This is a genomic window from Pseudomonas syringae (assembly GCF_000737245.1).
In the GTDB taxonomy this organism is placed as follows: Bacteria; Pseudomonadota; Gammaproteobacteria; order Pseudomonadales; family Pseudomonadaceae; genus Aquipseudomonas; species Aquipseudomonas syringae_J.
This window is the reverse complement of the sequence record NZ_JPQU01000043.1, coordinates 1-14,182: the sequence shown is the minus strand read 5'-3', so window position 1 is coordinate 14,182 and position 14,182 is coordinate 1. Positions and strand designations below refer to the sequence as shown.

The 14,182-nt window shown below is 56.9% G+C and carries 11 protein-coding genes and 1 pseudogene; 6 read left to right on the top strand and 6 right to left on the bottom strand.

Features of this window, described 5'->3' with window-relative positions; all coding sequences use genetic code 11:
* Positions 1 to 49 precede the first annotated feature (49 nt).
* The 5 genes from tssK (at position 50) to IV01_RS27090 (ending at position 6,940) form a co-directional block, all read left to right on the top strand.
* Complete coding sequence (gene tssK / locus IV01_RS10120) at positions 50 to 1,432, top strand: type VI secretion system baseplate subunit TssK (RefSeq protein WP_032629426.1); 1,383 nt, start codon at positions 50 to 52, stop codon at positions 1,430 to 1,432.
* The gene (locus tag IV01_RS10125) at positions 1,429 to 2,097 is read left to right on the top strand and encodes a DotU family type IV/VI secretion system protein (protein WP_032629424.1); all 669 of its coding nucleotides are present in this window, start codon (positions 1,429 to 1,431) and stop codon (positions 2,095 to 2,097) included. The genes tssK and IV01_RS10125 overlap by 4 nt, the downstream gene beginning before the upstream one ends.
* Positions 2,097 to 6,038, top strand: coding sequence for a type VI secretion protein IcmF/TssM N-terminal domain-containing protein (locus tag IV01_RS10130; protein ID WP_032629422.1), 3,942 nt, complete (start codon positions 2,097 to 2,099; stop codon positions 6,036 to 6,038). The genes IV01_RS10125 and IV01_RS10130 overlap by 1 nt, the downstream gene beginning before the upstream one ends.
* A gap of 205 nt (positions 6,039 to 6,243) precedes the next feature.
* Positions 6,244 to 6,666 carry a hypothetical protein gene (locus IV01_RS27095; protein WP_229636131.1) on the top strand — a complete coding sequence of 141 codons (423 nt, stop codon included), beginning with the start codon at positions 6,244 to 6,246 and terminating at the stop codon, positions 6,664 to 6,666.
* Positions 6,551 to 6,940 carry a hypothetical protein gene (locus IV01_RS27090; protein WP_032629420.1) on the top strand — a complete coding sequence of 130 codons (390 nt, stop codon included), beginning with the start codon at positions 6,551 to 6,553 and terminating at the stop codon, positions 6,938 to 6,940. Before IV01_RS27095 ends, IV01_RS27090 begins: the two co-directional genes overlap by 116 nt.
* On the opposite strand, the pseudogene IV01_RS27085 reads toward IV01_RS27090, so the two are convergent.
* The 6 genes and pseudogenes from IV01_RS27085 to IV01_RS10160 form a co-directional block, all read right to left on the bottom strand.
* Positions 6,900 to 7,004 (bottom strand): annotated as a pseudogene (locus IV01_RS27085) (NYN domain-containing protein); the annotation flags it as partial. The gene IV01_RS27090 and the pseudogene IV01_RS27085 overlap by 41 nt on opposite strands.
* A 208-nt stretch (positions 7,005 to 7,212) precedes the next feature.
* The gene (gene radC, locus IV01_RS10145; protein WP_032629419.1) at positions 7,213 to 7,707 is read right to left on the bottom strand and encodes a RadC family protein; all 495 of its coding nucleotides are present in this window, start codon (positions 7,705 to 7,707) and stop codon (positions 7,213 to 7,215) included.
* 105 nt (positions 7,708 to 7,812) lie between these two features.
* Positions 7,813 to 8,307, bottom strand: a complete 495-nt coding sequence (locus tag IV01_RS0125200) for an STY4534 family ICE replication protein (RefSeq protein WP_080290328.1) — start codon at positions 8,305 to 8,307, stop codon at positions 7,813 to 7,815.
* Positions 8,308 to 8,703: 396 nt separating this feature from the next.
* Positions 8,704 to 9,054, bottom strand: coding sequence for a BrnA antitoxin family protein (locus IV01_RS10150; RefSeq protein ID WP_032629468.1), 351 nt, complete (start codon positions 9,052 to 9,054; stop codon positions 8,704 to 8,706).
* Positions 9,055 to 9,058: 4 nt separating this feature from the next.
* Positions 9,059 to 9,334: a BrnT family toxin gene (locus IV01_RS10155; RefSeq protein ID WP_032629418.1), complete on the bottom strand. Its 276-nt coding sequence runs from the start codon at positions 9,332 to 9,334 to the stop codon at positions 9,059 to 9,061.
* A 654-nt stretch (positions 9,335 to 9,988) separates the two neighbouring features.
* Positions 9,989 to 11,971, bottom strand: coding sequence for a DNA topoisomerase III (locus IV01_RS10160; RefSeq protein WP_032629416.1), 1,983 nt, complete (start codon positions 11,969 to 11,971; stop codon positions 9,989 to 9,991).
* A 1,271-nt stretch (positions 11,972 to 13,242) separates the two neighbouring features.
* Between IV01_RS10160 and IV01_RS26675 the strand changes: the two genes are divergently transcribed.
* Positions 13,243 to 13,722: a hypothetical protein gene (locus IV01_RS26675; protein WP_154232232.1), complete on the top strand. Its 480-nt coding sequence runs from the start codon at positions 13,243 to 13,245 to the stop codon at positions 13,720 to 13,722.
* Positions 13,723 to 14,182 lie beyond the last annotated feature (460 nt).

The window sequence follows — 14,182 nt, the reverse complement described above, 5'->3', positions numbered from 1 at the left end:
CTGAATGTGATCACCACTTTTTCCATCTTTTTGCACGAACGCGAGCCCTATGAATATCGATCAGTTGTTGTATTGGCATCAGGGCTTGTTCCTCCAGCCTCAGCATTTTCAGCAGAATGATGCGCGGATTGAGCACCGTTTGAGGCGCACCACCGAGCTGAATCACCCTTACCCATGGGGCTTGATTTCGCTGAAGATCAACGAGTCGGCGCTGGCCGCCAAGCAGTGCTTGCTGGATCAGTTGTCGGTGCGCTTTCCCGAGGGCACGCTGGCGGAGTATCCGGGCAACGCCGTGCTGGAGTCGCGCACGCTCGACCTGAGCGATTTCAGCGGCGGGCGTACGTTGTATGTTGGTCTGCGTCGCTTGCTGCCCGGTGATGCCAATGCCCAAGTCTTCGAAACCCTGGCTGATGGAGTTCGGGCAGAAGCGCGCTTTGTCGTGGCTGCTGACCCGGAAGTCATCGCCGACCGTCTCGGTAACTCACCGGAAGCCCGCGTGCGTTCGATGTCGTATGTGCTGCGGTTGTTTTGGGAAGACGAACTGGAGCATTTGAGCGTTTATGAGTTGCTGCCCATCGCTCGTCTCGATCTCGATGGGGACCGGGTGCGAGTTGCGCAGCGCTACGTACCACCCTCGGTCAATCTGGCGGCATCGCCCATGCTGCTGCAAACGCTGCGCGAAGTACGCGACGAGCTGGTCGGCCGAGCCCGGCAGTTGTCGGTGTACAAGCAGCCTGGCGAATCGCGGCGCGGCGACGTTGACGGCGCGCAGATCAATCACCTGATGGCCCTGGCGATGCTGAATCGTTATGGCCCGCTGCTGACTCATTTGCTGGAAACACCGCAGGTATCGCCCTGGCAGCTTTACGGCACCCTGCGTCAGCTGGTAGGTGAGCTGAGTCTGTTTTCCGATATCTGCGACATGCTCGGTGAAACGCCGGATGACCGTGCGCTGGTCCCGCCTTACAAACATGAGGAGGCAGGGGCCGCGATCATTGCGCTGGTGGCGTTGATTGGCCAGCAACTCAATGAAATCAGCATCGGCTCCGAGTTGCTGGTTCGTTTGCAACTGCACGATGGTTTTTATCAAGCCGAACTGCCGGATGCTTTTTTTGGCCCTCGCCACCGCTATTTTCTGGTGGCACGCAGTGCCGTCGATCCGACCTGGATGGCCGAGAACCTACCGTTGGACGGCAAGCTGGGCGCCGCCAGCGTCATGCAGGGCCTGGTCAACCGTGCCCTGCCTGGTGTCGAGCTGATTTATCTGCAAGTCCCGCCACAAGGTTTGCCGCGAGTTGCCGGGGCGCTGTACTTCCGCCTGGAAACGCTCAGTGATGGCTGGGAAGCGCTGCTCAAAGAGCGTCAGGCAGCGTTCTTTCTGCCCCAGCCGCCAGCTGACCTGGTGATTGATCTGGTGGTAGTGCGTTCATGAGCAATCGGCGACTTTCTTACTGCTGGGCGCCCGTTTTCGATGCCGCCAAGCGCGGCATCAGTGATCCCTCACAGACCTATGAAGACCTGGCACCAGCGTTGATTGCGCTGCTTGATGCCGCCGCCAATCGTGCTCGCGAGTTGCAATTTGCCGAAGCTGAGGTTCGCGAGGCGTTGTTCGCCGTGGTGGCCTGGATTGACGAAACCGCCATGTCTCGCGAATGGCCGGGTTCTGCGCAATGGCGCCGGGCTCCGTTGCAGCGGCATTACTTCTCCACCACCCGGGCAGGTGTCGAGTTCTTCCAGCGCCTGGAGGCGCTGCCTGAGGCTGCGGTGCAGGCTCGCGAAGTGTTCGGGCTGGCCTTGTTAAGTGGCTTTGGAGGTCGCTATGCGGCGCGTCCCGGTGGCGAGCTGGCCCAGTACCGCAGGTTGCTGATGGAGCGGATCATTCTTGATCACCAGATGGTGGGGCTGGATGCAACCAGCCATCTTTTTTCGCAACCTGAAGACCTGCTGACCAAGCGCGCTCGTGTGGTACGTCGTGGTCTGCCGGGCATTTCCCTGCTGTTGCTGATCGGGATTCCTTTGATCGTGTTGACCGTGCTTTACATCAGTTTCGATCTCTCTTTGGGTCGTCAAGTCAGCCAAATACTGGAGATGCGCTGATGTTGAAGAAGGCAGGCGTTTTCTTGCTCTGGGTGCTGCTCCTGGCTGGGTTTGCAGTGCTGCTCTGGGCGCTGGTGCTCTACGAGGGCTGGCCGCTGTGGTACGTGCCGGTGATTTTTATCGCGACCCTGGCGCTGGTTGTGTTGGTCCGCTGGGTCGTGCGCCGCTGGTACGCATGGCGCTTGCGTGCGCGGATGAAAGGCGAGCTGCCGCAGAGTCGTCGGGATGAATCCCCTCATCTGGACCAAGACTGGAACCGTGGTGTGCGCGGGCTGCGCGATTCGCGCCTGAGCCGGCTGGGTTCACCGATGTATGTCCTGCCTTGGTTCCTGATGTTGGGCCAGAGCGGCTGTGGCAAGAGCAGCCTGTTGAACCACAGCGGTCTTACCTCTGCGTTGCGCTCGGCCAACCCGGGCAAGCAGGCGGCTGCTACCGGGACGCTGGATTGGTGGTTCCTGGAGCGCGCAGTGGTGATTGACCCTGCCGGACGCCTGTCTGAAGGTCATAGCGATGCAGGCCCTGAATGGCGGCGTTTGCTGTACTGGTTATTGCGCTCCCGGCGTCGCGAGCCGCTCAATGGCGTGTTGCTGGTGATCGACAGCAAACGCCTGCTGGCGGACTCCGATGAGGCTCTGGGCGAACAGGGGCACCATTTGCGCCGTCGTCTGGATGATTTGGTGAAGGTTTTCGGTGCCCGTCTGCCAGTCTATTTCATCGTGACTCATGCCGAGGCTCTGCCTGGTTTCACACAATGGGGGGCGGCACTGACGCCGGTACAGCGCGAACAGCCCTTTGGCTTGCTCAGCCAGCAACGCACGGGTGCGGGCGCTTTTCTGGATGAAGTCTTCACAGGGCTTGCCCGGCGCCTGTCTGATTTGCGCATAGAGCTGGGCGTGCGCGGCCTGCCCGACGAGCAGGCATTCAGCCTGCCGGAACGCATTGATGATTTGCGTCCGCGCCTTGAGAAACTGCTCTCGCCCGCATTTGATGCCAGTCCCTACAGCGAGTCGCCGCTGCTGAGCGGGCTGTTTCTCACCGCACAATCTGCCGATGCAGAGGGGCGGGCAGAGGGTTGGTTCAGTCATGACCTGCTGGGGCAGCTGTTGCCGGGTCAGCGTTACGCGTATCAAGCCATCGACAGCTGGCATCGCTGGCGACGTCTGCTGGCCCATGCCGCAGTGATTGCCTGGCTGGGATTGTGCGTGGGGTTTGCTGCCTTGATGTTCTATGCCGATCGTCACACCCAAGGGGTGCTCGCTGAAGCGCTCCACGAACCGCCTGCTGTCACCGATTTCGCGGGTGGGCTGGAAACTGATCTGGACGCCTTGCGTCGTTACCGCCAGGCGTTGATCAATTTATCTGAGGCGCAGCAAGGCGGCTGGCGTTCCTTACTTCCGTTCTCACGGCATATCGATGACGTGCAAGAGCACTATCGGGCCGACTACGTCAGCCTGTTCGATAGCGAAATACGTCACCCGGTTTTCGATGGATTCATTTCACAGAATCTGCGCAATGCGCTGAACAATGGCGACCCGCGATTGATTGCCGCGTATGTGGAGTTCCTGGTCCGCAGGATTAATCTGCTCGACGCCCGTCTGAATAATCAGTCAATGGAAAACCTGCCACTTCCCGGCTCCGAGGTGGGCTTTCTGAACCTGGCCTATGGCTCTAAACAGACCATAGGCGCAGGGCAGTTGGTCACCTTGGGGTCTACTTATCGCTCCTATCTGGAGTGGCAAACCGACATCGCGCAGATGCAGACCCAGCGGGCCGGACTGTTAGGGCAGCTCGAAAGCATGGGGCTTGAAGGGCGCCCGTTGGTCTGGCTCACGGAGTGGGCAGAGCTACAGGGTAATTTGCCGCCGATCCAGCTCAGCGAATACTGGACCGACACCGATAACCCAAACCTGAGCCTGTCCGGTGCCTACACCGCGCAAGGGCACAGCGCAATTCTGGGCTTCATTGATGAACTGGGCCTGGCCAGCCGCGACCAGACCTTGTGGAAAGCGCAGCGGGTGAAGTTTCTGGAGCATTACCAGAGTGACACTCAGGACGCTTGGTACCGGTTTATCCAGGGCAGTTTGCTCAGCTCCCAGACACGTCTGAAAACCCGCAGTGACTGGCAACAGACGCTCAGTGTGGTGGGCACTCCCAACGACCCGTTTATCAGGCTGTTGCATCGCAGTGCTGCGCGCTTCGAGTTGATTCCGGTGGAGCACCGGGCGCCATGGGCCAGTCGTGCGGTGGCGATGGATCGTCTGCTCAAGCTGGCGGCCAATAATGATCTGCACGTCGAGCCTGGCGTGTTGGCCAATTTCAAGGTGACCAATGCGCTGGGCGGCGACGTGCTCAAAGGCATGGTCAATGGCGGATCAATCGAAAGCGGTGTCAGTGGTCTGCGCGATGAACTGACGCAGACCCGTGCGCTGGCCCGGTTTGGGCAGCTCATGAAAGGGGTGATTGACGATCTGCAGAAAAACGACGCCCAGGCATTCCAGGTCGCGCTCGATACGTGGGGCTTTGGTGCGGACCCGGCGGTCAAAGCGGCGCCGCTGTGGGAAGCCGATAGCATTCGGACTGCGTTGATCCGGGCACTCAAGGGGCCAGACCCGCGTGAAGATGTGGTCTGGTCACTGGCGACCGGGCAATTGGATTTCTCTTCGCACTATGTCGCGGAGGTGGCCGCCTGCCGTCTGCAGAGTGATTGGAGTGGGCAGTTGCTCAGTTCAATCCAGGGTGTGCGCGATCCGGTGATGCTCAATGAGTTGCTGTACGGAGATCGCGGCCAACTGCCCGCGTTTATGAACGGGCCGGTAAAAACCTTTGTGCAGCGCGACGCGCAGCGCTACAGCGGGCGTGAGTCCCTGGGTGTTCAGATCCCGTTGACCGGGGCGTTCTATGCCTACGTCAGTCGCATGCAGCACGCGCAGAACGATCTGGTCAGCGCGCAACGACAAAGCCAGACCCAGCAAGCGACTGAGCAGCAAAGCAAGCAGGCGCTGGACGCCGAGCAGAAAACCCTGACGGCGCAACGGGCTGAGCTCAAGCAAAGCATTGCAACGCTGCAGGCGACTGCTGCGGTGGTGGAGCTTTCGGCCTCGCCCTCCCAGGTCAACATCAGTGCTCGCTCCTTGCCTCAGCAAACGCGCCTGACCCTGCAATGCAGTGGCCGCTCCACGGTTTTGGACAACTTCAACTTCCCGACCAGCGCCAGTTTCGTCTGGGCGCCAGGAGCCTGTGCGGACGTCTCGCTGGAGATCAGCTTCGCCAACTTCAAGCTGATTCGGCACTGGACCGGCGACCGCGCTTTCGTAGACTTCCTGCGATTGTTCAACGGCGGGCAACACACCTTCACCGCTACCGACTTTCCGAGCCAGCGTAATCTGATGGGCAGCGAAAACCTGATAGGCATCCAGCTGACGTATCGCCAGGAAGGTGAACAGCTGCTGCTGGAGAAGTACGCCAAAGCCGATGAGCTGCAGGTGCAGGTCGCGGTCCTGGATGAGCGCCTGAAGAGCATTGCCGAGCAACTCACGGCGATGGAAGCTCAGGCCGCTGCCCTGAACGTGAGCCTTTCGGCACTTGGGTCGCCGGCTCAGCAGGGCGTCGCCAACATTCAACCGCCTACACAGATCGCCTGGTGCTGGACACCACGGCCAGTGGATACCGGTTTTGCAGCTGGCGAAGGGTTGCGGCTGGACCTGGGTGTCTACGACAACGAAATGCGGACGAGAAACCTGGAGGCGCAATTGCGCACCCTGGGGCTTGCTACGCAACGTGAAGCTGCACAAACCGCCACAGGTGAAAAAGTGCAACGTTTGCTGGTGGTGTCGTTGCGCGACGATGCGGCTGCACAGCGGGCGATACGGGAGATTGCGCGCAAGATGGGGGTCGATTCAAAGCTAGATAGCACCGCTTCTGGCAAAGTCGGCGTGCGATGACGAGTTGGCGAAGATCGCTGGCGCTGCGGATCACCTGTGTGCTGGCGCTGGTTCTGGCGTTGCTGGTGCGTGGCTGCAGGGCTCAGCGCCTGGCGAACCTTCGAGCAGCTGCAAAGCGAGGCTCTGAATGATCTGAGCCAGCGCATGCGTTTGCTTTCCAGATAACGATGACTTTCGCGACGCACAATAGGGTGCCAAGCGGCTGATGACGCGCTGGGAAAGTGGAGCGGCCAACGAGTTTGGCAGCAATATCTTCCAGCGCAGCACCATGCATTGGGTGCTTAACCCACCCTCGCCAGACGACGTCGACAACCGTGTCGCGATCGACAGGCTCGCGCGTGCAGCCTCTGCAGCCGAAGCGTTCGGCACTGCGGGGCAGGCGATGACCGTGGATACGTTTTTCTATTTTCCTGATGCGGGGGCCGCGTTCTCCACGCAGCTTGATATTCCGTCCGGGTTTGTGCAGAACCGTACCGTTCAATTGCGCGCCTTGTTCGACCAGTTGCCAGTCAATGGCCCGCAAGTGGTCTGGGCCATATTACGATGCATTGCTCGATCAGCAGTTGCTCAGCGTGGCGGTGGTGTCCCGGGATGCCAACGGCAAACCGCTGTTCATGACCGGCTATGAGCTCAAGCTGAATGAACGGCTGACCCGCATCGAACAGTTATTGAGCGGTTACCCAAGTCTGTTGCTGGATGCCCAGAGACGAAGGGTTGCGGATCTCTCTGCAAACCTGATGAGCGCTGTCTCTCAAGACGACTTGCAGAAGCTGCTGGGCAGTTTTCCGGCCGGATCCGAGTTCCCTCGAATCGGGATTTTTGACGGTTCGCCTATGGTGGCCGCCTACCTCAGTGAGCCGGACTGGTATGCGAGAGCAATGCACGCAGATCCAGCCATTTGAATTGAGTGCCTGCAAGCAGGCCATAAAACATGTTGTAGCCATCAACGAAAAACGCGGTACGCACGAATATTCATTCCTTGAAAACGAAAAAACCGGCCGAGGCCGGTTTTTTCACCCCAACGGCCAGCGAACTTAATCGCTGCGTACGGGCTTGAGTCGTCTGGAAACCATGGTTCAGGCCGGCATCGATGTCAACCTGAGGATGGCGTAGGAGTTTTCTGATCAAGCGGGTGGAAGATTCCCATGGGTACGAATTCGGGGGCTGTGATCGCCTAGAGCAACCCTTTCTCCGCAAACGAAAGCGGTCTCCCACTTCCCACGACAAAGTGATCAATCAACCGCACATCCACCAGTCTCAGCGACTCCTTGATTCGCTCTGTCAGGCTGATATCCGCATTGCTGGGTTCGGTACAGCCGGAAGGATGGTTATGACTGATGATCATTGCCGCCGCATTGTGAGCTAGGGCGCGTTTGACGATCTGTCTGGGGTGGATGGTTGCGCAGTCGACGCTGCCTCGGAACAGGATTTCGAAGGCCAGCGGCTGATGCTTGGCGTTGAGGAAAATAACGCCAAACGCTTCGTGGGCTTCAGCGGCTAGTTTGAGTTTCAGGTAAGCCGCCACATCCTGAGGGCATACCAGCGGATCAGCGGAGGTAAATAGACGTCGATCCAGGATATCCAGCGCTTCCTGAATCATCTCGTTCTCGATGGTGATGGTAGTAGCGGCGAGGTCAGTGATGGCTTCGTCGATCATGTGCAGTTTCATGAGGTGCTCTCCATTAAGAATGTTGGGCAGCACCCCAAGGGGATGTCTCCCCGGGAGGTTGGTACTGCGGTCATGCTGGGCATGACCGCGAAGGTGGTTGATGAATCAGGCGTTACCAGGCTGCTCAGGCGGCGTAGTAGTCCTCGTCGGGATCTGCTGCAGGGGCTTGCTCTTCTGCAGGTGATCAGGTTGCTGTTGCTCGTCTTTAGGTTTGGCCTGGTAAACAGTTTCACCATCAACCTTGATCCATGAGATGAACAACAACCGGCCTTTCAGACTTGCACCGGGTTTGCCCTGTTTCTCGCCTTTGGTATAGGTGAACGCGTCGGCCCAAATGTCGCCGATCCTGAACGCAACCAGCACTTTCTTGCCGGCGGAAACCTCAGGGCTGTAGCGCATCACCAGGCGTTCTGCTTCGCTGCCGCTGACCTTGCAGTCGATATAGGAATATTCCACATCGTCTTTGGAGCCATGCAGTGCTGCAATGGTGGTGGATATGAACGGCTTGCCTTTGCGCACCTCAACTTCGCGGATGCGATTGAGGTAGCCGATGCCGGTGGTGTGCAGGTCGAAGTATTGGTTTTCGTTGGTCTCAGTCATGTCGTTTCTCCGTTTCTCAATGAAACGCGGAGAACGACTCACCCGGGCGGGAAAGTAATTCCCCGCGTGGGTGGTGTGCTGTCAGGCATTCGATCGTCGATTCTGCCGACGATTGATCGCGCTGCCGAATGCGATGGCGATCTTGGGATGATCAACGCATGGCGGCGTCGTAGCCTTGAAGATCTAAGCTACCTGGGCATGTTGCTGACACGTCAGCGGAACATGGGGGAAGGATGGAAAATGGTGCGGCGGGCGTCAAGGTGGTTTGACGTTGTAAAAGTGGATCGGGCTGGGCGTGTTTTCTGTAGGCTTTGGCTTAGGCGCGATGCCGTTCGAGTTTCAGCACAGCTAGGGACGTCGAGCACCTCGATAGAAGCGTGGACGTCCCAGTTTTTTTCAGGCTGAGGAAGACTTGTTGCCGTCACTCAGAAAGACATGCAGCGAGTTAGCCATGCTGCTCAACTGCGCTTCCAGTTCTTCGACTTGCTGTCGATTGAACGCATTGAGCGATAGCTCTGATCCTGTTGTGAGCAGCCGTTCCTTACCAGGTACAGGCTTGTTGGCAACGCCGAGCGCCTCTCTCAATAACCCGTTGATCAGTGTCTGGTAGCCAATGCCTTGTTCGTCGGCGCGTTCGCGGGCCGCTTCGAGCACGGCGTCGTCCAGCATGATCGTGATCCGGCTCTTGCCCTTGGCAGGGGCAACGGCTCCACGTTTCGCTTTGGAAAAATCGTATTGGTCTTTCATCAGCTTACCCACCTGTGTACTGACTGATCTCATGGGACGTAGCTCTCCTGGCAGAGATCAATCGGATGAAATTCGGGTCGCGGTAGGTGTACACCACAACCAGTATCTGCCCGCTGCCGGCATCGCCAAGCGTTACCCAGCGAGGTTCATCGTGGTCATTGTCCTCCATGGTTAGCGCCCGAGGGTCATGGAGAACAGCTTCAGCGTCGGCGAGACGGACCTTGTGTTTCCTGAGGTTTTTTCGCGCTTTAGCGGGATCAAATTGGATTCTGAACGTCATTATGCATATCTTATATGTATATTGAAATATACAGCCAGAAGCTGCCCAAAAAATGATGGCGAAACGAGGAAGGGGCTGGGTAATAAGCCGAGATAAACTCGGCTAGGAAAATGTAACCACCTGTGAACGCACCGCAGCGACGGGCCCTTGGCATTGACCTGTCATTGCACACAAACACCCGACCCTTTTCGTGGCTGGGATCGGTATCAACTGGCGCGCATCCGCGCACAAAAGGAGCCCTTATTTTCACCGGCGGGCACCGGCAACGAATACTTGCCCTCGGAAGGGTGTCCTCACGCTCCGGCGTGCAGGGCGTCAGGGCACTCTTCAAAGGGACCGCGGAGCAGGGAGGAGGGGCCGCGCTGGAACAGGGCGGCCCGAGGACAGGTGGGCTTCGAACTCTATGCGTCTATGACTACCCATGCAGGGTGATCGTGACGGCAACTTGCCTAGATAACCAGGGAGACGCAGGGAGAATCTGCACGCGCTTCCCGAGGCTTAGCGTGCTGAGCTGGCTTGCTACTGATGACCGACAGTAGCCAACGGGTGTGATCGTTGAGGCAAGCAAATTCTTGCACAAGGCGTGGCCGATGGGAACGCAGGAAACAGGTCTTACATGCCGACAGATTTAGTAGGATTGCTCAGTAGGAATTTTTACCGCTTCCGAGATTTTTTGGCCGGAGCCAGATTCAGGATGCCTTTGCAGTCCGGGTATTTCGAGCAGGATAGGAATGCGCCATTCTTCCCCGTACGTCTTTTCGTTGCCGCGCCGCAGATGGGACAGGGCGACGAGGGCGGCTGATCGATGGTCAGATTCAGTATCGAGCATTGCTCCACGAGCTTGCCGATCCACACGCTCTGACCGGTGAGGAATTTCTCCAGCGGCATCCTGCCGGCCTCGATTTCGTCAGAGGCCTGCTCCCAGATCGCCGTCATGCCAGGATCCTTGACCATGCTCGGGACTGTGTCGATCAGCGCGAATGCTGAGGCAGTAGGGCTTAGTGAGCGGCCTTTCTTGTTCAGGTAACCACGCTGCATCAGACCCTTGATGATCGAGGCGCGGGTGGCCTGAGTGCCGATCCCTGTGGTGGCATTGAGCTTGGCTTTGAGCCGCGGATCCTCAACCACATCGGCAATATTCTTCATCGCCTTGAGCAGTGTGCCTTCGGTATAGCGCTTGGGCGGTGAGGTGGTCAAGGCTTTGAGTTCCGCACTCTGAATGGCACAGCCCTGGCCTGAGCTCAGCTCCGGCAGAAGCTGGGTCCTCCGCTGACTATGCTCATCGCCGTCACTTTCTTGCTCACGAGCGAACAGTACCTTCCAGCCAGGCATCACAACCTGTTTGCCCACCGCCTTCAACACCAAACCCCCAGCGTCGAGCACTACCACCGTGCGGTTGTACTCATGGTGCGGCATGAACTGCGCCATATAGCGGCGGCGGATCAAGTCGTAAACCTTGGCCTCTTTCTCAGACATCTTCGAGATATCCGCCGCTTCGGTGGTGGGGATGATGCCGTGGTGCGGGCCGGTGAGTTTTTGGTCGTCCCAGGCTTGAGAGCGCCTGGTTGCGTCAAGCGTCTGCAGCAGTGGAATGATCGACGGATCGGTTTTAGCCAGCGCCGCCAGAACCGTCGGTACTTCCGACAGCATGCTCTCCGGCAGATAAGCGCACTCGGTCCGCGGGTAGTGAGTGGCTTTATGGGTTTCATACAGCGACTGGGCGATATTCAGCGTTTCCTCAACGCCCAGGCCGTACTGCCGGTCGCATTGCTCCTGCAGGGCTGCCATGTCGAAAGGCAAGGGTGGGCGCTCACTGACTCGCTCAACATCGATCGTCGCTACCGTCGCCTGTCCATGACTCAACTGGCGCTGGGCCTGATCGGCTTGCGCACGGTCAATACAACGCCCATCAGCGTCCACTGCGTTGCGGGGTGGTTGCCACTTCGCCAGAAATGCCGCACCGCTGGCTAACAGACGAACATCTATCTCCCAATACGTCTTCTTCACGAACGCCGTAATCGCACGCTCGCGAATGACCGTCAGGTAAAGCGTCGGTGTCTGCACCCGGCCGACAGACATCACTTGATGATGCCCGCAGCGCCTGGCGATCAACGTGAACAGCCGCGTGAGATTCATGCCAATCAACCAGTCCGCCCGGGAGCGGGCCAACGCTGCGTGATACAGGAAAAACGTCTCCTGCCCAGGCTTCAACGCAGCCAGCGCCTTGCGGATCGACTCAGGATTTAGCGCCGACAACCACAGCCGCTGCACCGGCCCTTGATACCCGCAGTACTCCATGATCTCCCGGGCAATCAGCTCACCCTCGCGATCGGCGTCGGTGGCAATCACCAGCTCTGTGGCTTGAGCGAGCAGCTTCTTCACCACCTTGAACTGAGTCGCTGTCTTCGGTTTTACCTCGACCTTCCATGTCGCAGGAATAATGGGCAGATGCTCCAGCGACCAGCCTTTGAACTGAGGGTTGTAGGCTTCAGGTGGACAGGTTTCCAGTAGGTGACCGATGCACCAGGTGACGCAGACGTCTGGGCCGGTGAGGTAGCCAGTACCGCGCTGGGTTGCGCCGACTACGCGGGCGATGTCTTTGCCTTGGGAGGGTTTTTCGCAGAGGAATAAGCGCATGGGAGGGGTCGTCAGCTCGAAAAGTAGATCGACGGTGCCAGCCTGGGTGGGTAGGGGGGGCAGGAAAACTGGGTTAGGTGCGGGATGTTAAGGGAGGCGGCCACCGCTGTTGCAAACTTCCGGCTCGATTGGCAAACGCGTTTGCACAACCTTCGCTGCGGAGCATGTATGAATTATTGTGCTTAAGGCGCGGTAAGTCTTCCAGTAAGGATATAACTATCGCTTCTTGGCGTCCGTTGCCATGGGGCAGGCCATTTACCTGACACCCGGCACCAATTTCCTGCGGTAGGCCAAGGGTTATTTGCCTCAGGGGAGGTCGTCGTTCCTAATCCAACTCCTAGGGAATTTTCTTGGGTTATGGTACATGGGCGCTGAAGCGCCGCGTTTACAGTCCCAATTGCGAAAAATACAGGTAACTGCCAAGTTAGACTTTTTTCCCTATATTTTACTTTTTTCACAACTAGGCATATTGCCATTGTTGGCTGCGCAGGCCTTGCGGCACGGCAATGCCCCAGCCGCTCAAATGCGGAGGATTGGCGGGGTTGTGGGCGAAGTGTTTTTCAAGGCTGTCGTTACTGACAACCTTCTACATCGCCAGTCAAGAAAATAACCGGGCCAGGCGCTCATGGCCGTACCCGCCTTCGGTACTAAGGAAGCGATCCCGACGATCGGCATGCACGTTTATTAGAATGCTCTACAATTCAAGAGATAGAACGGCAGTACTCGCGATATAGGGACATTCCCCTCTAGTCTGGAGGAGGGAGGCAATAGTGAATATTTTTACAACTAAAAGCTTGCAGTTGTTTGGTTTTTTGTTTTTCTTGTCTCTTGTTGTGAATGCTTCATTTTCAAAGTATGAACATGCCCAAAACTTAATTACATTTAAAGGATGGAAGGGTTATTCTTCGGCTAAGGGTTTCTTGTTCCGATCTACAGATTCTGAAAAAAGACTTGAGTTTCAATGTGGCGTGAGACGCTTAGCTTCTACTCTACAAGTTATAAGTGTGCGGGATAACGGTAGGGAGATTGCCCCAGTCTGCCAGATAGCCCGTGCCTGTAGCACGAATCTGTGCGTTGGAGAAACGGGTATTTTTTCGTTGAAGTGGTGGGGGGATCACTTGAGTTTCTTGAGGGGTTTGGTATCTGTACCGCGTATTGGGTACCCAGTTTTATTGATGATGCATGTTGCAGGACGTACGACTATCGCTGGCCCTAGATCCCTAAACAGTGATGTATAAGCCACTCTGTAATCACAAAGGCCGGAGGCTAAAATGAATCAATTTATAAAAGCACGTTCGAAAATATCGAGCATCGTTAGATGTTTTTGTTATGCCTATTCTCTTTGCTTGCCTCTTACTGCGCATGCATGGTTTCCAGATTGTGATGAAATACAAGGATTATTAACATCCAGTGAATGGCTGCACGAAGGAAGTGGTATCTATCTCACATACAAGCAAACCGGGTTTTACAAAGGTGTACAGTTTGAAAATAGTGCGCCGAAACTAAGTTACGAATTGCAGAATTACAGTTTGCAACGTAATGACAAGGAAGTTGAACAAGTCTGCCAGATTACTTTTGAATACGCTGATGGAGAATGCTCGGGAGACGTTGATGGTTTTTTTGTCGAGCAGGTAGGGTCCTCACTAAGATTCAGAACGTATCGCCGAATAGGTACCTCTCGATGGAATGCTGATTACACTGCAGTTAGTTGCGAAAGGGGGGAGGCTTTTACAATGGTTCTAGCTGATTGAAGGACAACATTCCTACCGTGATTGATGCATCACTGTGGCCCTAGCTGCAACGCGATGTGCGTGTGCGACATCACGAATATGTAGCTTCGTCAGATCGCATGCACGAAGCTTGCGGTCGATTGCTGAGCCGAAAAGGGCGAGGACTCCTCACGTTATTGCGCAACCTCACGCCTGATCCTGATGCCCCAGACGTCACGCGGCAGCAGCGGTTGTTTTTTCGGACCAGTTTGCCTTTATTCCAGAGCTGACAAGGAGAGGTGGTTTTTGTGTTCATGTCATTTGACCTCCGTTGGTGGAGGTCTAGCTTGCCCCTCGTGCAAGATGGACTGCAGTCGGCTGATTCTGTTGAAAAAGTCGGATTTTCAAACTGGAAGATTTTGAGGTTGGTCATCTCTTCAGAACCTGTTCACCACGTTGCGTGGCTTTCCGGTTCTGCGTTGATCGTTGCAGCTTGGTTAGT

Excerpts from the sequence above, each read along its gene's own strand:
- tssK (WP_032629426.1), top strand. The coding sequence starts at position 50 with ATGAATATCGATCAGTTGTTGTATTGGCATCAGGGCTTGTTCCTCCAG.
- IV01_RS10125 (WP_032629424.1), top strand. The coding sequence starts at position 1,429 with ATGAGCAATCGGCGACTTTCTTACTGCTGGGCGCCCGTTTTCGATGCC.
- IV01_RS10130 (WP_032629422.1), top strand. The coding sequence starts at position 2,097 with ATGTTGAAGAAGGCAGGCGTTTTCTTGCTCTGGGTGCTGCTCCTGGCT.
- IV01_RS27095 (WP_229636131.1), top strand. The coding sequence starts at position 6,244 with ATGACGCGCTGGGAAAGTGGAGCGGCCAACGAGTTTGGCAGCAATATC.
- IV01_RS27090 (WP_032629420.1), top strand. The coding sequence starts at position 6,551 with ATGGCCCGCAAGTGGTCTGGGCCATATTACGATGCATTGCTCGATCAG.
- radC (WP_032629419.1), bottom strand. The coding sequence starts at position 7,707 with ATGAAACTGCACATGATCGACGAAGCCATCACTGACCTCGCCGCTACT.
- IV01_RS0125200 (WP_080290328.1), bottom strand. The coding sequence starts at position 8,307 with ATGACTGAGACCAACGAAAACCAATACTTCGACCTGCACACCACCGGC.
- IV01_RS10150 (WP_032629468.1), bottom strand. The coding sequence starts at position 9,054 with ATGAAAGACCAATACGATTTTTCCAAAGCGAAACGTGGAGCCGTTGCC.
- IV01_RS10155 (WP_032629418.1), bottom strand. The coding sequence starts at position 9,334 with ATGACGTTCAGAATCCAATTTGATCCCGCTAAAGCGCGAAAAAACCTC.
- IV01_RS10160 (WP_032629416.1), bottom strand. The coding sequence starts at position 11,971 with ATGCGCTTATTCCTCTGCGAAAAACCCTCCCAAGGCAAAGACATCGCC.
- IV01_RS26675 (WP_154232232.1), top strand. The coding sequence starts at position 13,243 with ATGAATCAATTTATAAAAGCACGTTCGAAAATATCGAGCATCGTTAGA.